Source organism: Cupriavidus sp. DB3 (assembly GCF_020418465.1).
In the GTDB taxonomy this organism is placed as follows: domain Bacteria; phylum Pseudomonadota; class Gammaproteobacteria; order Burkholderiales; family Burkholderiaceae; genus Cupriavidus; species Cupriavidus cauae.
The window spans coordinates 362,696-376,980 of the sequence record NZ_JAIZPL010000002.1; the positions used below are offsets into that span (position 1 = coordinate 362,696).

Annotated in this window: 32 protein-coding genes; 17 read left to right on the top strand and 15 right to left on the bottom strand. The window is 61.9% G+C overall.

The features are described from left to right. Positions 1-259 precede the first annotated feature (259 nt). The 14 genes from K7G19_RS07305 to K7G19_RS07370 all read right to left on the bottom strand — a co-directional run bounded on the left by K7G19_RS07305 (position 260) and on the right by K7G19_RS07370 (position 7,295). Positions 260-688, bottom strand: a complete 429-nt coding sequence (locus tag K7G19_RS07305; RefSeq protein ID WP_226106617.1) for a hypothetical protein — start codon at positions 686-688, stop codon at positions 260-262. Positions 689-719: 31 nt separating this feature from the next. After that, positions 720-1,046 carry a hypothetical protein gene (locus tag K7G19_RS07310; RefSeq protein ID WP_226106618.1) on the bottom strand — a complete coding sequence of 109 codons (327 nt, stop codon included), beginning with the start codon at positions 1,044-1,046 and terminating at the stop codon, positions 720-722. Then, on the bottom strand, positions 1,039-1,326 hold the full coding sequence (locus K7G19_RS07315) for a hypothetical protein (protein ID WP_226106619.1): 288 nt from the start codon (positions 1,324-1,326) through the stop codon (positions 1,039-1,041). The genes K7G19_RS07310 and K7G19_RS07315 overlap by 8 nt, the downstream gene beginning before the upstream one ends. Continuing rightward, complete coding sequence (locus K7G19_RS07320) at positions 1,316-1,663, bottom strand: hypothetical protein (RefSeq protein WP_226106620.1); 348 nt, start codon at positions 1,661-1,663, stop codon at positions 1,316-1,318. The genes K7G19_RS07315 and K7G19_RS07320 overlap by 11 nt, the downstream gene beginning before the upstream one ends. Next, complete coding sequence (locus K7G19_RS07325) at positions 1,660-2,097, bottom strand: hypothetical protein (RefSeq protein WP_226106621.1); 438 nt, start codon at positions 2,095-2,097, stop codon at positions 1,660-1,662. Before K7G19_RS07325 ends, K7G19_RS07320 begins: the two co-directional genes overlap by 4 nt. Next, positions 2,090-2,323, bottom strand: a complete 234-nt coding sequence (locus K7G19_RS07330; protein WP_226106622.1) for a hypothetical protein — start codon at positions 2,321-2,323, stop codon at positions 2,090-2,092. The genes K7G19_RS07325 and K7G19_RS07330 overlap by 8 nt, the downstream gene beginning before the upstream one ends. After that, on the bottom strand, positions 2,313-2,855 hold the full coding sequence (locus tag K7G19_RS07335; RefSeq protein WP_226106624.1) for an HNH endonuclease: 543 nt from the start codon (positions 2,853-2,855) through the stop codon (positions 2,313-2,315). The genes K7G19_RS07330 and K7G19_RS07335 overlap by 11 nt, the downstream gene beginning before the upstream one ends. Beyond that, entirely contained in the window at positions 2,848-4,002 is a 1,155-nt protein-coding gene (locus tag K7G19_RS07340; protein ID WP_226106626.1) for a hypothetical protein, read from the bottom strand. The genes K7G19_RS07335 and K7G19_RS07340 overlap by 8 nt, the downstream gene beginning before the upstream one ends. 11 nt (positions 4,003-4,013) lie before the next feature. Then, positions 4,014-4,538 (bottom strand): RusA family crossover junction endodeoxyribonuclease, encoded by a 525-nt coding sequence (locus K7G19_RS07345; RefSeq protein ID WP_226106627.1) that lies wholly within the window; start codon positions 4,536-4,538, stop codon positions 4,014-4,016. Then, on the bottom strand, positions 4,538-5,902 hold the full coding sequence (gene dnaB / locus K7G19_RS07350; protein ID WP_226106628.1) for a replicative DNA helicase: 1,365 nt from the start codon (positions 5,900-5,902) through the stop codon (positions 4,538-4,540). Before dnaB ends, K7G19_RS07345 begins: the two co-directional genes overlap by 1 nt. Further along, on the bottom strand, positions 5,899-6,567 hold the full coding sequence (locus K7G19_RS07355) for a hypothetical protein (protein ID WP_226106629.1): 669 nt from the start codon (positions 6,565-6,567) through the stop codon (positions 5,899-5,901). The genes dnaB and K7G19_RS07355 overlap by 4 nt, the downstream gene beginning before the upstream one ends. A gap of 137 nt (positions 6,568-6,704) precedes the next feature. Further along, on the bottom strand, positions 6,705-6,866 hold the full coding sequence (locus K7G19_RS07360; protein ID WP_226106630.1) for a hypothetical protein: 162 nt from the start codon (positions 6,864-6,866) through the stop codon (positions 6,705-6,707). 4 nt (positions 6,867-6,870) lie between these two features. After that, on the bottom strand, positions 6,871-7,074 hold the full coding sequence (locus tag K7G19_RS07365; RefSeq protein ID WP_226106631.1) for a hypothetical protein: 204 nt from the start codon (positions 7,072-7,074) through the stop codon (positions 6,871-6,873). Continuing rightward, entirely contained in the window at positions 7,071-7,295 is a 225-nt protein-coding gene (locus K7G19_RS07370; RefSeq protein WP_226106632.1) for a hypothetical protein, read from the bottom strand. The genes K7G19_RS07365 and K7G19_RS07370 overlap by 4 nt, the downstream gene beginning before the upstream one ends. A 132-nt stretch (positions 7,296-7,427) precedes the next feature. On the opposite strand from K7G19_RS07370, the gene K7G19_RS07375 reads away from it, so the two are divergent. After that, positions 7,428-7,751, top strand: a complete 324-nt coding sequence (locus K7G19_RS07375) for a hypothetical protein (protein WP_226106634.1) — start codon at positions 7,428-7,430, stop codon at positions 7,749-7,751. Between the two features lie 7 nt (positions 7,752-7,758). Here K7G19_RS07375 and K7G19_RS07380 read toward each other — a convergent pair whose 3' ends face one another. After that, positions 7,759-8,013, bottom strand: a complete 255-nt coding sequence (locus K7G19_RS07380; RefSeq protein WP_226106636.1) for a helix-turn-helix domain-containing protein — start codon at positions 8,011-8,013, stop codon at positions 7,759-7,761. Between K7G19_RS07380 and K7G19_RS07385 the strand changes: the two genes are divergently transcribed. From K7G19_RS07385 to K7G19_RS07460, 16 genes are all read left to right on the top strand, one after another. Beyond that, positions 8,012-8,521, top strand: a complete 510-nt coding sequence (locus K7G19_RS07385; RefSeq protein ID WP_226106638.1) for a helix-turn-helix transcriptional regulator — start codon at positions 8,012-8,014, stop codon at positions 8,519-8,521. The genes K7G19_RS07380 and K7G19_RS07385 overlap by 2 nt on opposite strands. A 33-nt stretch (positions 8,522-8,554) precedes the next feature. Continuing rightward, complete coding sequence (locus K7G19_RS07390) at positions 8,555-8,869, top strand: hypothetical protein (protein WP_226106640.1); 315 nt, start codon at positions 8,555-8,557, stop codon at positions 8,867-8,869. Positions 8,870-8,936: 67 nt separating this feature from the next. Further along, entirely contained in the window at positions 8,937-9,236 is a 300-nt protein-coding gene (locus tag K7G19_RS07395) for a hypothetical protein (RefSeq protein ID WP_226106641.1), read from the top strand. A gap of 21 nt (positions 9,237-9,257) precedes the next feature. Then, a complete protein-coding gene (locus K7G19_RS07400; RefSeq protein ID WP_226106642.1) occupies positions 9,258-9,989 on the top strand; it encodes a HipA family kinase in 732 nt (243 codons plus the stop codon). Next, positions 9,986-10,816: a DUF3037 domain-containing protein gene (locus tag K7G19_RS07405; RefSeq protein WP_226106643.1), complete on the top strand. Its 831-nt coding sequence runs from the start codon at positions 9,986-9,988 to the stop codon at positions 10,814-10,816. The genes K7G19_RS07400 and K7G19_RS07405 overlap by 4 nt, the downstream gene beginning before the upstream one ends. A 265-nt stretch (positions 10,817-11,081) precedes the next feature. Next, positions 11,082-11,309, top strand: coding sequence for a hypothetical protein (locus K7G19_RS07410; protein ID WP_226106644.1), 228 nt, complete (start codon positions 11,082-11,084; stop codon positions 11,307-11,309). Positions 11,310-11,415: 106 nt separating this feature from the next. Beyond that, positions 11,416-11,640 (top strand): hypothetical protein, encoded by a 225-nt coding sequence (locus tag K7G19_RS07415; RefSeq protein WP_226106645.1) that lies wholly within the window; start codon positions 11,416-11,418, stop codon positions 11,638-11,640. Positions 11,641-11,644: 4 nt separating this feature from the next. Next, positions 11,645-11,959, top strand: coding sequence for a hypothetical protein (locus K7G19_RS07420; RefSeq protein ID WP_226106646.1), 315 nt, complete (start codon positions 11,645-11,647; stop codon positions 11,957-11,959). 26 nt (positions 11,960-11,985) lie between these two features. Further along, positions 11,986-12,228, top strand: a complete 243-nt coding sequence (locus tag K7G19_RS07425; RefSeq protein WP_226106648.1) for a hypothetical protein — start codon at positions 11,986-11,988, stop codon at positions 12,226-12,228. 34 nt (positions 12,229-12,262) lie between these two features. Continuing rightward, positions 12,263-12,646 carry a hypothetical protein gene (locus K7G19_RS07430; RefSeq protein ID WP_226106650.1) on the top strand — a complete coding sequence of 128 codons (384 nt, stop codon included), beginning with the start codon at positions 12,263-12,265 and terminating at the stop codon, positions 12,644-12,646. Further along, on the top strand, positions 12,643-12,909 hold the full coding sequence (locus tag K7G19_RS07435) for a hypothetical protein (protein ID WP_226106652.1): 267 nt from the start codon (positions 12,643-12,645) through the stop codon (positions 12,907-12,909). The genes K7G19_RS07430 and K7G19_RS07435 overlap by 4 nt, the downstream gene beginning before the upstream one ends. Further along, positions 12,906-13,097 (top strand): hypothetical protein, encoded by a 192-nt coding sequence (locus tag K7G19_RS07440; RefSeq protein ID WP_226106654.1) that lies wholly within the window; start codon positions 12,906-12,908, stop codon positions 13,095-13,097. The genes K7G19_RS07435 and K7G19_RS07440 overlap by 4 nt, the downstream gene beginning before the upstream one ends. An 88-nt stretch (positions 13,098-13,185) precedes the next feature. Beyond that, positions 13,186-13,530 (top strand): hypothetical protein, encoded by a 345-nt coding sequence (locus K7G19_RS07445; protein WP_226106656.1) that lies wholly within the window; start codon positions 13,186-13,188, stop codon positions 13,528-13,530. Positions 13,531-13,656: 126 nt separating this feature from the next. Next, positions 13,657-13,926, top strand: coding sequence for a hypothetical protein (locus K7G19_RS07450; RefSeq protein ID WP_226106658.1), 270 nt, complete (start codon positions 13,657-13,659; stop codon positions 13,924-13,926). Next, the gene (locus K7G19_RS07455) at positions 13,923-14,060 is read left to right on the top strand and encodes a hypothetical protein (RefSeq protein WP_226106660.1); all 138 of its coding nucleotides are present in this window, start codon (positions 13,923-13,925) and stop codon (positions 14,058-14,060) included. The genes K7G19_RS07450 and K7G19_RS07455 overlap by 4 nt, the downstream gene beginning before the upstream one ends. Before the next feature lies 1 nt (position 14,061). Further along, positions 14,062-14,253, top strand: coding sequence for a hypothetical protein (locus K7G19_RS07460; protein WP_226106662.1), 192 nt, complete (start codon positions 14,062-14,064; stop codon positions 14,251-14,253). Positions 14,254-14,285 lie beyond the last annotated feature (32 nt).

Genomic DNA, 14,285 nt, shown 5'->3' on the forward strand with positions numbered 1-14,285 from the left:
AGAGGAGACGAGTTGAGGGGCATTCCCTCAGTGCTTGAGCCGGCTGGGAGCTAACCCTGCCGCCATGGTTCGGCACACCAGCACAAGCTCTGAAGCAACGCATCCTCTCACGGTTGGCGGCTTTCCTCGCAGTCCCCGGCGCGTTTGCCTTTCGTACCGGATACCGGGCTTGCTCAAACGGCAAGCCGCCATGCGTGAGTGAACGCAAAAAAGCCCGCTCACTGGCGGGCTTCTCTTTCTCCTGGGCGAGCGCCGCCCCTTAGGCGGCGGTCTCGGCAATGGCCGGAATCAAGTTGTCCGGCGCAGTATAGGGCATCTTTTTTCGGTTTACAACACCTTCGTCGTCGATCCGCGCCAGATGCTGTTTCAGAAGGTGCTTGGCCCTCGCCATCTCCAGGTCGAAGACGCTGTGCGGCCGCTGCCGGATGCCGAGCTTGCGGCAGACCAGCCACGGCGGCAGATTGGTGATGTACGACAGCTTGAGCAACTGCTGCTGGTACGGCACCAGCCGGCGCCATGCCTTCGTGACGCGATCGGCGTCCTTGTGGTCGATCTCGACGATCTCGGGGACGTGGGGCCCGTTCGCCAAGATGTCGGCCAGCTTCGCCCATGGCGCGCAGTAGCCCGGCCGAGGCCCGCCTACTCTGTTGGCCTTTGCCCAATTCTCCAACCGCTTTTCCAGATCCATTCCGGTCCCCGTACGCATGAAATCCTGATTCCTATCTCTTCCCGCCAATCGCCCCGACGAGCATCCCGAGCCCCGCCTCGTCCCGACATGCCACCGCCTCGGCAATCTCCTGCTCCGTCGCCTCAGCCTGGCGCAGCGAGTCGTGGAACGCCTGCCAGTCGGCGAAGGTGGGCACGGGCTCAGCCTTCGCCACGGGTTCCATACCCACCCGCATATTCCAGTTCGCCTCCGGGCAGCTCGCGCCGCAGGTGTAGCACTTGACCACCTTGTACTGGTTGCGCGACGGGAACTCGGTCATCTCGACTTCGCCCTTCTCGCCGCCGTCGCCGCAGAAGGGACAATGCAGGTGGTCAGCCATTTCGGTCTCCTGGTATCTCCGCGCGGATGGCGTCGGGGAACTGAGCACACACTGCCTTGGCATGCATCTGCATGAGCGTCGCGGCTTCGTCCAGCCCCTCCTTGCGACCGCGCTCCATGCCAGCGGCGTAGCCTTCGCGCCATCCCTCCCACTTCCGGCGGTAAGCGTGCGCGTCCCATGCAGTGTGATGCGTCGCGGCATACCCTCTCCCCGTCCAGACGCAATAGCGCGGCATTGGCCATTTCGCCTCGAACGCCTCCCTCATCTGCTTATCGTCCATCGTCGCTCCCCTTGCTGGGATTGCGTGCGCTCTCGGCGAGGCCAATGCCGAACCATTGGCGCATGACGATGCTCTGACTGGTGTCGATCCCCTTGTCATGGCAGTAGCGCGCAAGGCCGATCATGAACGAGTCGATGTTTGCGCCAGCCTTCGCGCACAGCGTAGCCATGACCATCTCAAGTCCTGCCTCGGGCTGAAGCACAGTCGTGCGGCCCCGCTCGCCGTGCGCGTATTCGACAAGACCAAGGAACGACATCCCGCGCTCTTGGCACTTGGTCATGATTTCCCTCAGCGCAGGGGCGATTTCGTCGTCATAGAACTTCTCGTTTTCGCTCATCCCTTCTCCCCCTTGCTGGCGGCCATGGCGGCCATCGCCGCACGGTCGAATGCACTGGCCTGCCGGCAGGAGTCGAACGTCAGGCGCACCGAAAAATCGCCGTCTCGCTCAACCTTGTTGACGCCTTCTATGCGCCCCGCATCCCCTGCTGGCGGCGTGGGCGCGGCGGCGAGCATGAGGGCGCGGCAGCCATTCCAACCCCACCGGTAAGCAGATTCTTGGGCTGGCGTCCGATAAGGGTTCAGCGGGTCGCCCTTTGCAAGCTCTCGCGGCACGCCTCGCGCCGTATCGCGCTGCCCGTCCGTGGCGCGGCGCTCTAGCTCGCGGATGTGCCTCGCGGCAGACTGCATCGCCGACTTCACGCCACGAATGTCAGCCTTCGTCGTGATTGGCGACGCCACCCATTCTTCGAGCCTCTGCGCGATGTCAGCCATGTTCCTTCCCTCCGCGAGCCGCGTCGATGGTGATGCGCTGGAACTCGTGGAAATCCCCGCCGGCGTCCATATACCGGATACAGTCGTTGTACTCAGCTACAACCTCGCGCAGCAGGGCGTTCTCCTGCTCCAGCTCGCGGACCTTGGCGATCAAATCGCGCACCGCTGCACGCGCTTCGCCTGTGCGCATTTGGCTCACTTTCGCTTCCATCAGATCAATCTGCATTGCCGCCTCCGGTCGTGTGGTGGGCGGCGCGGTCGCTTGCATAGAATGCGCCACCGACTGGGTTCAACACTGCGAATTCGCCGTGTAGACGGACGGCGGCTTTGTTGTAGGCGTGGGCAGCTTCTTCTGGGAATTCGTAATAGCCGAGAAAAATCTGTTTCCCCTTCTGCCTAATTCGGACCTGCCACTTTCCGGAGCGCTTCTCGAAGGAGACGCCCTTGTATCCGCTGCTGTTTCTTTTCGAGAGCCGCACGTTCCAGCCGTTCTCCGCTCCGCTGCAAATGCGCAGGTTCTCTCGTCTGTTGTCGAGCTTGTTACCGTTGATATGGTCGACATATCGCCTATCCCCGCGAGCGAGCCCGGCAATTACGCGATGCATGTGAATTTGTGTCTGCCTGCGGACATCCGAGGGGACGTTGCTTCTTGCATATCCGTCTATATCGAGATGCCACTTGTGGCGCGACAGGGCGGCATAGTCCTCATCGCTCACGATGACTTCCGCGCCGCTACCTACGGCAATGCTCTTAGGCATCTCGGTCAGCCCCCTTCTTCTGCGCGGCGAGGGCGCGCTCGGCCCAACGTACCGCCTTCGTGAACGATTTCAGATTGCACGGGCAATACGGGTTGTTCGTGCTGAACGTCTGGTGCCATCCCTGCTCGATAGCGGCATCGGACAGTTCCCGCTGCCCCTCCGCGCGCGGCTCCGCTGCGGCGCGGGCGAGGATGGCGCATGCGGCAGCGAACCCTGAGCAGAATCCGCGCTGCTCCTCGATGCTCACGCCAAACGGGCGACGCTTGCGCTCCATTTCAAGCCACACATCGAATGCTCGCTTCCGCCGCGCATCCGACAGCGCCCCGCCTTGCGCCTGCCGGGAATGGGCGGCTTGGGAATATTGGCGCATCTGCGCCGCCGTGAACCACGGTCCTTCACCGGGCTTCGCCGTGTAGCCGTGGAATCCAGCGCCGTGACGCCATAGGTCGGGATACGGCAGAGGAGGCAGCGCATCGCGCCCCTCATCCGGTACCGGCCGGCTTTGCTCTTGCCGGGAATGGGCGACAGGCGGATGGGCCTTGAGCATGTCGGCCAGCGCGCGCTGCAACAGTTCTTCCGTGATCGTGTCGCCCTCGTGGTGGTCGATCAGCCAGGCGGGAAACTTGTCCCACTTGACGCGATCTGGCTGCGCCTCTGCTGCGGCGGGCGCGGCGAGTAGGGCGTTCAGGCGCTCTACCGCGAAGTCCTGGCAATCGGCGCTGCACGTATCGCAGTTGCACGCGAACTGGCCGCTCTCGAAGGTCAGCACGGTATGGCCTTCGCCGCAGTGTTCGCACAGCAGGCCGTCGAGGCCGACCGCATCCACGCCCCGCGCTTCCTCGGCGGGCTGCTCGGTCTGCTGCGGGCTCGGCTGCGGGGCGCCCAGAAGGTACGACAGCTTTGCGGCCGCTTTCGTGTGCCGGGGATCGAACACGCCGCGCCCCATGATGACTGCGCCCGGACCAACGAGCACGTGACCATCGGGAACCACCGCCTGCGCTGCCGGCTGCTGCGCGAGCGGGATCGTCGCCAGCCAGTCCGGATCGTTCTGCGCATATGCCGCATCGGCCGCGCTCCAGAACTTGTACCGGCCGTCCTTCCACACCGTGATGGCCTGCCGCTCCATCCCCACCGCTTCCTTGTCCATGTCAGTTCTCCTTACGCCTTTTCGAGTTCGAGTTCTTGCGCTACGACCACCACCTTCGGCGTCGCCGCGTACCGCTTCACCACGTTGATTTCCACTGCCTGCGAGTCGTCGACGTACACCACGCCGTTCATGCCGTCCTTGATCGCCTTGAGCACGTTGTCTGCGTCCGGCTTCTTCGTCGCGGCCACGAGCCCTTCCACGGCCAGCGCCTGCTTGCGCTTGGACCAGCTCGCCGGGATCGGCAGCAGGATCGTCACGCCCAGGCGCATCGGCCCTTGCATCGGGTCAGCACCGGCCATGGCTTCAGCCGCGGCCAGAGCGACAAGTCCCTCGTACGCCGCGGTCTTGGCCGGGGTGTAGGCGCGCACGAAACCGCCCTGCTTCGCGAACCGCGCCCTGCCCTTTGCCACCGGTGCGCCGGGGACCGTGAAGGTGCAAACGCGCGCGCGCACGCGCGTCGTGGCGGCATCCGCACCCACTTCTGCGGGCTTCGGGTCGCAGCAGCAAGCGATTTCCAGCATTTCGTCCATGGTCATCACATGTCGTCCCTGAACTTGCGTCCCTGCCGCTTGGGCTCGGGCATGCGAAAGCCGTGCGCCAGATCGCTGAACAGCACAAACTCGCCGCGGTAGGCCAGCGGCACCATTCCCTTCTCGCCCTGGCGCTGCTTCTCCACCAGCACTTCGCAGATGCCCTTCGCCATCGAGTCCGGGTCGTACACCTCATCCCGATACAGGAAGCAGATGATGTCGGCGTCCTGTTCGATCTCGCCCGAGTCGCGCAGGTCGGCCATCGTCGGACGCTTGTCGGCACGGCGCTCCAGGTCGCGGTTCAGTTGGGCTAGCGCCAAGACCGTGATGTCCAACTCCTTGGCCAGCGCCTTGAGGCCGCGGGAATAGCTGCCGACCTCCTGGTTCCGGTTCTCGCTGGGACCGCCAGTCATCAGGCCGAGGTAATCGACCACCAGCAGCGCCAAGCCGTGCTTGCGCTTGACCGCGCGAGCCTTGGCCCGGACTTCAAGCAGCGTGAGAGCTGGCTGCTCGTCGAGAAACAGGCTCAGGTCAGCAATCCGCGCGGCAGCAGCCGTGACGTTGTTCCAGTCCTCGTTTGTCATGAGGTCCGGCTGACGCAGGCGAGCCATCGGGATACGACCGAGCATCGACGTATTGCGCTGGTGCAGTTGGGCCAGCGGCATTTCCATCGACAGCACGAGGGCGCCGTCATTGCGCGCGACGTTCGCGGCGATGTTCAGCGCAAAGGCCGTCTTGCCCATGGCCGGACGACCAGCGACGATGACCAGCTCGCCGGCTCGGAATCCCCCGCCGAGCTTCTCGTCCAGATCGCGGAACCCGGTCGACAGCGGCTGAACCTTGCCCTCCAGTTGCGCCGTCAGCAGGTCGCAAAAGTCCGCCATGCCCTCGGACGCCCGGATGGGCTCGGTCTTGACGCGCTCGCGGGACAGTTGCTCGAGCTTGGCCTGCACGCGATCGACCACGATGCGGGCTTCGGCGTCACCGATGACCATCGCGGGCACCTCGTTGGCCAGCGCCAGCAGAGCACGCTTGACGGCGCGGTCACGCACCACGGCTGCGTAGCGGCCGATATTCGCGGCGCTCGGCGTGGCCAGCGTCAACTCGTTGAGGTACGCCAGACCACCGCATTCCTCGGCTTGGCCCTTCGCTGCCAGACGCTCGTAGACCGTCAGTGTGTCGGCCCCCGTGCCCGTGGACAGGATCTCGCGGATTTGCGCGTAGATCGCCCGATGGTCGCCGCGGTAGAAGTGCTCCACCTGCAGGTCACCAACGCGGTCGATCGCGTCGTTGTCGAGCATCAGCCCACCGAGGACAGCCTGCTCCGACTCGATGCTGTGCGGCACAGCGAATTCGTCGCGGGCGCTCATGCTGCCTCCAGGAACTTTCGGGACTGCTGGCCAAGCGTCGTCAGCTCGAACGAGCCGTCTGCCTTGCAGACCCACAGGCGGTAGTAGCCCTTGGTCACGTAGTTGCAGAAATGCCGCTGCCAGTCCGCTTGCAGGCGGTGTGCGTTCGCACCACCGGGCAGGTGTTCGCGGCAGAAGACGTCCCACGCCAACTCCAGAAACTCGTGCGGCAGCTTGATTCCTTCCACGTACTCCATGAGCGGCGTGTAGCTCGTCACTGGCTTGACCCCGTTTGCCTTGCAGGCTTCGAGGAAGGTCTTCAGTGCGACACGCGGCTTACGTTCCCGCTTGGGTTTTGCTTGCAGATCGAGCTCAGCCCCCTCGTCGCCGTCAGGCGATGGGGGGTTGGGGGGTAGTTCTTCCTTTCCTTGGTCCTTTGATCCTTGATCCTCCGACGAACGTTCGCGAGGATTCGCGAGGATTCGCGAGGAACCGTCGAAAGCCGGCAATTTCGACTTGCTCGGCCTGTCAATCTTCTGATGAATCAACCAGTTACGGATTTCGATGTAGCTGGCTCCGTCGACGACATAACGGACAATGCAGCCTTCGCCTTCCAACTCACTGAGCCAGTCGTCGATCAGGTCTTTCGCGTCGTCGTCATAGGGGAAAAGAAGGCTCGCGAGCATTCGCGAATTTCCGCGAAGCCTCCCTTCATCGTCCGCGAGAGTCCACATCTGGACGAAGCAGAGCCGCGCGTCACGAGACACGTTGCCCATGCTCTCCGACTGCGGAAACTCCGGCTTGATGGTTCGGATTCGAGCCATTACTGCCCCCGTGGCGCCTTCAATGCGGCCTTCATTGCCTCGGCCCAGGAATGGACGCGGCGCTTGGTGGTGCCAGCAGCAGCCATCTTCCTTGCGAAGCGATGGGCATCGGCAAAGCTCTTCTGCGCTGCATCGAAGTGGATCGGCTCGTTCGGCTTCATCGCCTTACCCCTGCGTCCCAACTTGTCCCGAACCGGCCCGAGCCAAAAACTCGGCAGCTTCGGTGTGTTCGATGCCATAAGCGGCAAACAGGATCAGGTATCCGAGGTATTCCGGCGACGAGACACCCATTTTTGCGGCGCGGAGCACCAGATCCCGCGCGTCATCGGTCGGAATCAGCGCTGTGACCTCGGTTTTCTCGATCGTCATGCGGCCTCTCTCGTCCCAGCCTGGGACACTTCGGCACTGACGCCCGAGATGCGTACGGGCAAAGTTCCAACAACGCCACGCAACGCGAGCCTGACGGCGCGCTGGAGCGCAGCGGAATCGGACTCGAAGCCCTGCATCAGTTTGAAAGCCTGCAAAGCCTCGTAGTCCTCGTCATTCAGACGAGTTTTGACTTCGTTCCGGAATTCGGCGCGACGGGACATTAGGTACTCCTGTTCAAAACTCAAACCTCAGGGGCGGCAGAGCCTTCTGCCGCAAACCGGCAAACACTTCTGCATAGAGGCCATGACAAAATTTTTGCCATGCGTACATACGGGGACCGCCTTCGCTGGGCGATGCAACAGACTGATCCGCCAACGTCAATGCGCGGGCTTGCGCGGCGCATTGGGGTCCACTACCAGTCGATCCAGTACCTCTGCGCACCGGATCGCAATGCGAAAGGCAGCCGGCATACGTTCGAGCTGGCTCGAGCCCTTGGCGTATCGCCGCGATGGCTCGCGAGCGGCAAAGGCAATCCCTTCCGTCACGATCACCGCGGAGCCATCCTTGACGCGCTGGAGACGGTTGGCGTCCTTCTGGATCAGCTGCAGCGCATTGCCGAGGAAATGGAAGAGAACGGGACGAGCGCGAAGCACGCGAAGCCGGGGAAGAAGACATAGACGCCCCTCAAGCAGCAGCAGGCTGCTCGGCTTCTGCTGGCGCCCTATCGCGTAGGTAGGCCCAGTCAACATCAGGGCGCAAAGCCTCACAGCGAACGAGGCCGCCGGTAAGGCGTTCGATCGCTGGACAGTGCTCGGCCGGGACCTTGCGGCCAGGCTGCTTCCACTGATTCACGGCTGCTTTCGTGACGGACAGGTGCCCAGCCAGGGCGACCTGTGAGCCGACGATGCGCGCCGCCATGTCAATCGGATGCTCGTTCATGGAATCCACTCGTTCTCTACGTACGACGAAGTATAGAAAAGCTGTACCTTCTAGTCAAGATAATATCGACCTCTTCGGTACAGGTTTTCTTTACGATTCGCCGATGGAACTTAACCGGTGGATCATCGAGGCCCGCGCCCGAGCTCAGCTAACGCAACAGCAGCTCGCGGACGCGCTCGGGGTGACAAAGTCGAACGTCTCGGCCTGGGAGAACAGCAGGCACGATCCGAGCTGGTCGCAGATGCTGAAGATTCGAGCGGTTACGGGTGCCGCGCTTCCTATCGAGGATGCTGGGCCAGCCGCGGCCGAGCAGTCATGGCCCTTCAGCTTTCCTCGGGCGAAGCTTGATCAGCTTTCGCAGAAGCAAATTGCTCAGCTGGACAAAATCCTTGCCGCGGCCATCGACCTGGCTTCAGAAGGCAAGCCGGTGACTGCATCTCCGTTTTCGACAAGCGGGACCGCAGGCGAGCCCGAGAGTACGGCAAAGGAAGTCAAAAAAACCGGCTGAGCCACGAAAGAAGAATCAGGGAACGAGATCGGAATGCCGACCTTCACAGAGCACGACCTTGAGCACCAAAGGCTCAAGCAGCAGGTGTTTGTCCTCGAGCATCTCGTGCTTGTTCTGATAACTGCCCTTGCCAAACAGAAATGCGTTGAGAAAGGCGTCGACGATGAGCCAGAAGCCATTCAATCGCTTGCTCGCGCCCTTCTTCGGAGGGGGATCCGCAACCTAAGAGATCTTCCGCTAGGCGAAGGACATCATCCTGCGGAAAGGGCGATGCTGATGGACGAGTCATCTGAAGTCTTCCAGGATATTGAGCAACACCTTGAATTTATACTGAAAGGCGCACTGTAGGGTGCGAACAGGAAGAGACCGGCTGACCCAAGCCGGGAAGAACGAAGAACAACGAACGGGAGAAGTTATGCGCACCATCGCAGCGCTCGGGATAGCCGCCCTCCTCGGCGGCTGCGCTACCGCCTCGGAAACCTATGCACCCGATGGGCGCAAGGCCTATTCACTGAACTGCTCAGGCCTGGCTCGCACTTGGGGCCATTGCCTGGAGAAGGCCGGCGACCTGTGCGGCGACAAAGGCTACGACATCCTCTCCGGGAATAGCGACCGAGGAACCTTCGCCTCTGGGTCTGCGAGCCAGACCTTCGCCAGCTTCAGCGGCGGCTCGACCATCAGCCGGTCGATGCTGGTGGCATGTAAGCGGCCGTAAGCTCCGCACGAAGATCTTGGAATGGACGTTGAAATTGTTGAGGTGCTGCATAGGGCAGCACAGGGCATCACGTGCCCCTTCTATTGCCGCGGCGATGACGGGAAGTTCTACTACGTGAAGGGCAAGCATGCTGGGAGGCGTAGCCAGGTTTGCGAATGGATCGCCGGGGGGTTGGCTAAGGAGCTTGGCCTTCCCATTGCCCCATTCCGACCGGCTTACGTTTCCGATGGGCTCGTTGAATGCCTCCCCCCGGCGTGGCAGGAACTAGGGTCCGGCCTTGTATTCGCATCCGAAGCCCTGCCGCACGCGCTTGAGATAGCGTGGACAAACATCGACTCCATACCTCGCGATGTGCGATCGGATATACTCGTATTTGACAGATGGGTACGCAATGCGGACCGTAACCTGACCCAGATTGGTGGGAATCCGAACGTTCTTTGGACCCCTAAGTCTGAGATGGTCATCATCGATCACAATCAAGCCTTCGATGAAGCGTTTGATCTCACACAGTTCTTAAGAACGCACATTTTTGCTCATTGCTGGAATGATGTTGTCGATGACCTAGTGAAGCGCGCCTCGTATGAGGAGCGCCTAGAGTCGGCCTTAAACGCGTTCCCTTCCTTGTGCGACAGCTGCCCTGAAGAGTGGTGGTGGGTCGACGAAGGGGTAGCAACCCCATTTGACAAAGCGCGCATCGAGGAGCTTCTGCGCGCCTGCAAAGCATCTGACGGTTTCTGGGAGAAGGCAAAGTGAAGTACGCATGTCAGTACGCGATCGTGCGCTTCCTCCCGTTTGCAGAAACGGGCGAGTTCGCCAACATCGGCGTTGTCATGGCGTGTCCGAAGACTGGGTTCTTCGACTACAAGCTGCTTCGCACTTTCCGGCGGATCACCGCGTTCTTCGAAGAGTTGGATTCTCACGTGTACCGTTCTACCCGTGACCTACTGAAGGAGGAGCTCGATCGGATTAAAGCGGCCTTCGAGAAAGTTTCTGCTCGCGGATGGAGCACGCCTTCTGTAACAAAGCAGATATTCAGCGAGCTCGTTCGTCCGCGGGAATCGATGGTCAGGTTCAGCGAGGTAAGAGCGGTTCTGGCCGAGGATCCCCTTGCCGAACTTTCGCGAGTGTTTGATGAAGTCGTGGGGCGAAATTTCGCGACCAAGGCCTACCAAGAGAAGCTGCTGGAAAAACACGTCCGAAACACTCTCAAATCGGCTGATCTGGTAAGCAGATTCAAACCGCGAAAGGTTGGCAACGAGACCTATCACGCGACGTTCCCCTTCGTGGCTCTGTCGTGGGACGGTAAGCCGCTAAAGGCCATCAAGCCGCTCCACTTAGCGCACGACGATCCTGCCGCAATCTATGATCACGGATGGGAGTGGCTGGGCAAACTGAAACGGCTCGGTATGGTCGGCGGGCTCCCGAGCGGCGTGCTGTTGGCCGTCAACGCCCCAACCGGTATGGACCCGACACTAGCGAGGGCGCACGATGAGGTAATGAAGGAGCTGAGCACGGCGCCGCATACCAGGGTCGTTTCGATTGAAGACGACGATGCCGTTCTCAGCTTCGCCAGGAACTAACCTCAAAATTTGAAGCCCGCCCTCCGGCGGGCTTTTTTACGCCTATCGCTTGCCCTACCCCGGCAAGTCTCTCTGCCTACCAGACGCGCCGGATACGCCTCGCGCGTTCCGTGCGCCTAGACCTCCCCATCGGTTCTTCCGGACCTCGCCCTACCCTGTCGCGCATGCACATCGGCAGGGCCTTTTGTATGTGCTTAAGTGCACAAATCCCTTACTTTGATCCCTCAAAGAGCCGGCACAAGCACCGGCAGCATGAGAGGGGTTCATGTCAAATGTTATTGAGCTGGCGCGCTATCGGGGATCGGTTGAGCGCGGCCAGCACCAGCCGAAGCCGCCGGACGGGACGATTCTTATCCAGTGGCAGCCTGACGGCACACATAGCTATTCCATCAGCGGTCGATACGCCCAATCCTTCGCCCTGACCATGCAGGCGCTTAACCAGGTCGCCTCACGGGTCGCCACGGAGGTCGTCCGGGCCGAATCCTCGCCGTAAAGATCCCCAAGGATAGAGAAGCAACACCACAGTACATTTTTTCTTGACTGCTGGGTACAGCTTTTCTATACTGCATCCATCGACGCACACACCGATGGAGCCGCAGATGCAGACCACCCACCAAGCCGCTAAGCCAACCGCGCCGCATGGCCTGGTTGCGCACGTCGAGTCGTACTCGCTGCGTAGCGAGGGCTTTCTCTACTGCGCGAGCCCGGACCGGACGCACTTCCGCTGGATTCATCCTGCGGAGCGCGTTGCGTTCTTCGCGGACTGGATCGACTGCACGGACATGGACGACGACGAGTTCCTGTCGTTCGTCGTGGGGGAGTGAGGCGATGGACCGCTACCAAGCCGCTGAAGAAATCGAAGCGAACCTGCGCGCCGGCGCAGTCGGCGAGTACCTGGGAGGCGACGACGCCCTGGAGGTCCTCGGCGAAATCTTCCGCCTGCACGGCATGCGCGCCGAGCCCGGCGAGGGTCTGGCCGAGCATCTGCGCCGCGTTGACACCGCTGTCGGCACCTACATCGCCTCCAAGTTCGAAAAGATCGTCGCGGACAACGTAGAGGCGGTGATGGAGGAAGCGGCCGAACAGCGGCGCCATGCGCGCTCGGATTACGCGCAGCTGACGGCCGAGCGGGTCACCGCCTGATCCCACAACGAACCGAGGGGATGAGGATGAAAACGACCGTGGCTCTACACCGCGTGCAAGACCTGGGGCGCGCCTGTGCCGCTGTGGCTGCCCGCGAGCACTTGCAGAACGCCGTGGCGACGTACCTCGATTTGCGCGACGAGCAAATCAGCGCAGTCGAGGATGGCGACACCTCGCTTGCATCCTCTATCGGCACCCACATGAGGGCGTTGCGCGAGCAATTCCACCCGGTGCATTGGGACCGGGAAATCGATCGACAAGACGACTAACCCAACCCCCCGCCAAGCGGGCTTGGAGACAGACATGGATCAACAGGACAAGAGCGCGCATACGCCGGGGCCGTGGTTCGCCGACAGCGATGGGAATGTATGGCGTCGGCCGCCATCGGACCTCTATCAGAACGGTGGCGGCGTTGCAGGCGATAAGCCCATTGCAACGGCGAACAAGGGATGGCACGGCGGGAGCGAAGTTGGCTACCCCGTGGAAGCCAACGCCAAGCTGATCGCCGCCGCGCCGGAGCTGTACGAGGCATGCTTAACCATGATCGCGTGGGATGACGCCGAGAAGAACGCGAATCCTTACGACGATGACGGTGGGAAGGCATGGCGCGAGCGTATTGAGCTGTGCTCGTCCGCTTTCAAAAAGGCGCGCGCCGCCCTCGCGAAAGCCGTCGGAGAGCAGCCGTGACGAACGACATGCTCGACATGGCCTACATCAATAGCCTTCCGCAGCCTTTCGTGGGCCGCACACTGGACAGCTCTTGGTGGCCAATCTACGACTTCGACGTGCAGACCGGGCTATTGCGCATCGATGCATGCGGTCTGCTCCAGGTCATGCATATCGCCGACTTCACTGCTTTCCGTGATGACAACGGCGTCGAGCATGAAGCCGACGACTTCTATGTAGACGGCGATCGCGCAATCGCTGCATTGACCGGGAGCCAGCAATGACGAACGAACAGGCAGCGGCGAGGCAGGCAGCGCACGAGTGCCTGATGCGCGAGCTGGTGGAGGCGTTGGAGGGCATGTGTGACATCTGGCGCTCGACGTGCTCGATCTACGGCTGGGATGTCCAGCATCTCAGCCAGTTCCAAACTGCGTTGAATGCGCTGGCCCGCGCCAAGGAGCAGCAGCAATGAGCCGCTACGCCCTTTGCATGGCCCTGCTGGTGTACGTGGTGCCGACGCTGGTCGCGGCGCTCGCCGTGCTGCTGTGGGTGGTGCTGGCATGAGCGCCGAATACACCTTCACCGTCGAGCGAGAAATCGAGGACGGCGCGGTGATCCGCTCCAACTACGAGCTGACCGTGCACTTCGATACCTACGGCGTCATCGGCAACGACGACGTGAGCATCGACATCGTCGACGTCTACGTGACCTTCGTCGGCATGCAGCACTGCAACGACCGCACCGCGAAGCTGCCCGTCGGCAGCTACGACAAGGACGCCATCGAGGAACTGTGCTGGGAATACCTGGCGCAGCAGGCCCGCGAGAAGCGCGCCGAGGACGAGTACCAGATGGAAGAGCACGCCGAGCGTATGCGCGAAGAGCGGCGGCTGGAGGCAGTGCAATGACGCACCAATGGACCGAAGCCGGCCTAGCGCGGCTGCTGGCAGCGCTGCTCAAGCGCGTTTGCATCAGCTGCGGCGCGGAGCCGGACGAGAACGGAAATCTGCCCTGCGGGCACTGAGGAGATAAGGATGGCAAAGATCAACGATGGCGGACCGGCGTTCCCGGTCCATATCGAGAACTGCACCAATGGAAACATGGTGGCCCTGGGTGTCTTGCTTCCCCCGGGCAGCACAGTCGATTTCCAAGGCATGACCCTGCGCGACTACTTCGCCGCGAAGGCGATGCAGGCGATGGCTGGAAACATCAACAGCTATTCCGATGCTGACGCTGATCGCATTGCTTCGGCCGCTTATGGGTTGGCAGACGCCATGCTCGCCGCCAGGGAGGGCAAGTCGTGATCGACATCAAGGAATTCAACGAGCGCATGCGGGACGAGCGCATCGCGCGCAACTGTAAGCGGCTCAAGTACTGCGTGTGGGCATTCCTCGTGGCAGTGCTGGCCGCGACGATCAGACAAGCAATGGGAGTGTGAGATGACCCCGACCAAAGGATTCGACCTGCGGCATTACGTGTCGCCGCTGACCGAGGAAGAAAAGCGCCAGGCGCGCGTCGATGGGCTGCGCGAGAAGGCAAAGGCTGCGCTGGGCGACCGCTGGGTGCTGTCGTTGCAGCATGCGCCGCGCCGCGGCACGTATCACCCCCTGACCGGAGCTCGACTGCAATGAACGCCCCGCTGCCAACGTTTGCGGCCTGGACC

Bases quoted from the DNA above. Each gene is read 5' to 3' on its own strand.
- K7G19_RS07360 (WP_226106630.1), bottom strand. From the start codon at position 6,866: ATGAAGCCGAACGAGCCGATCCACTTCGATGCAGCGCAGAAGAGCTTT.
- K7G19_RS07445 (WP_226106656.1), top strand. From the start codon at position 13,186: ATGAGCGCCGAATACACCTTCACCGTCGAGCGAGAAATCGAGGACGGC.
- K7G19_RS07370 (WP_226106632.1), bottom strand. From the start codon at position 7,295: ATGTCCCGTCGCGCCGAATTCCGGAACGAAGTCAAAACTCGTCTGAAT.
- K7G19_RS07440 (WP_226106654.1), top strand. From the start codon at position 12,906: ATGACGAACGAACAGGCAGCGGCGAGGCAGGCAGCGCACGAGTGCCTG.
- K7G19_RS07390 (WP_226106640.1), top strand. From the start codon at position 8,555: ATGCCGACCTTCACAGAGCACGACCTTGAGCACCAAAGGCTCAAGCAG.
- K7G19_RS07365 (WP_226106631.1), bottom strand. From the start codon at position 7,074: ATGACGATCGAGAAAACCGAGGTCACAGCGCTGATTCCGACCGATGAC.
- K7G19_RS07425 (WP_226106648.1), top strand. From the start codon at position 11,986: ATGAAAACGACCGTGGCTCTACACCGCGTGCAAGACCTGGGGCGCGCC.
- K7G19_RS07420 (WP_226106646.1), top strand. From the start codon at position 11,645: ATGGACCGCTACCAAGCCGCTGAAGAAATCGAAGCGAACCTGCGCGCC.
- K7G19_RS07305 (WP_226106617.1), bottom strand. From the start codon at position 688: ATGGATCTGGAAAAGCGGTTGGAGAATTGGGCAAAGGCCAACAGAGTA.
- K7G19_RS07430 (WP_226106650.1), top strand. From the start codon at position 12,263: ATGGATCAACAGGACAAGAGCGCGCATACGCCGGGGCCGTGGTTCGCC.
- K7G19_RS07335 (WP_226106624.1), bottom strand. From the start codon at position 2,855: ATGCCTAAGAGCATTGCCGTAGGTAGCGGCGCGGAAGTCATCGTGAGC.
- K7G19_RS07450 (WP_226106658.1), top strand. From the start codon at position 13,657: ATGGCAAAGATCAACGATGGCGGACCGGCGTTCCCGGTCCATATCGAG.
- K7G19_RS07325 (WP_226106621.1), bottom strand. From the start codon at position 2,097: ATGGCTGACATCGCGCAGAGGCTCGAAGAATGGGTGGCGTCGCCAATC.
- K7G19_RS07385 (WP_226106638.1), top strand. From the start codon at position 8,012: ATGGAATCCACTCGTTCTCTACGTACGACGAAGTATAGAAAAGCTGTA.
- K7G19_RS07340 (WP_226106626.1), bottom strand. From the start codon at position 4,002: ATGGACAAGGAAGCGGTGGGGATGGAGCGGCAGGCCATCACGGTGTGG.
- dnaB (WP_226106628.1), bottom strand. From the start codon at position 5,902: ATGAGCGCCCGCGACGAATTCGCTGTGCCGCACAGCATCGAGTCGGAG.
- K7G19_RS07345 (WP_226106627.1), bottom strand. From the start codon at position 4,538: ATGACCATGGACGAAATGCTGGAAATCGCTTGCTGCTGCGACCCGAAG.
- K7G19_RS07380 (WP_226106636.1), bottom strand. From the start codon at position 8,013: ATGAACGAGCATCCGATTGACATGGCGGCGCGCATCGTCGGCTCACAG.
- K7G19_RS07415 (WP_226106645.1), top strand. From the start codon at position 11,416: ATGCAGACCACCCACCAAGCCGCTAAGCCAACCGCGCCGCATGGCCTG.
- K7G19_RS07310 (WP_226106618.1), bottom strand. From the start codon at position 1,046: ATGGCTGACCACCTGCATTGTCCCTTCTGCGGCGACGGCGGCGAGAAG.
- K7G19_RS07330 (WP_226106622.1), bottom strand. From the start codon at position 2,323: ATGCAGATTGATCTGATGGAAGCGAAAGTGAGCCAAATGCGCACAGGC.
- K7G19_RS07320 (WP_226106620.1), bottom strand. From the start codon at position 1,663: ATGAGCGAAAACGAGAAGTTCTATGACGACGAAATCGCCCCTGCGCTG.
- K7G19_RS07410 (WP_226106644.1), top strand. From the start codon at position 11,082: ATGTCAAATGTTATTGAGCTGGCGCGCTATCGGGGATCGGTTGAGCGC.
- K7G19_RS07395 (WP_226106641.1), top strand. From the start codon at position 8,937: ATGCGCACCATCGCAGCGCTCGGGATAGCCGCCCTCCTCGGCGGCTGC.
- K7G19_RS07375 (WP_226106634.1), top strand. From the start codon at position 7,428: ATGCAACAGACTGATCCGCCAACGTCAATGCGCGGGCTTGCGCGGCGC.
- K7G19_RS07315 (WP_226106619.1), bottom strand. From the start codon at position 1,326: ATGGACGATAAGCAGATGAGGGAGGCGTTCGAGGCGAAATGGCCAATG.
- K7G19_RS07355 (WP_226106629.1), bottom strand. From the start codon at position 6,567: ATGCTCGCGAGCCTTCTTTTCCCCTATGACGACGACGCGAAAGACCTG.
- K7G19_RS07460 (WP_226106662.1), top strand. From the start codon at position 14,062: ATGACCCCGACCAAAGGATTCGACCTGCGGCATTACGTGTCGCCGCTG.
- K7G19_RS07400 (WP_226106642.1), top strand. From the start codon at position 9,258: ATGGACGTTGAAATTGTTGAGGTGCTGCATAGGGCAGCACAGGGCATC.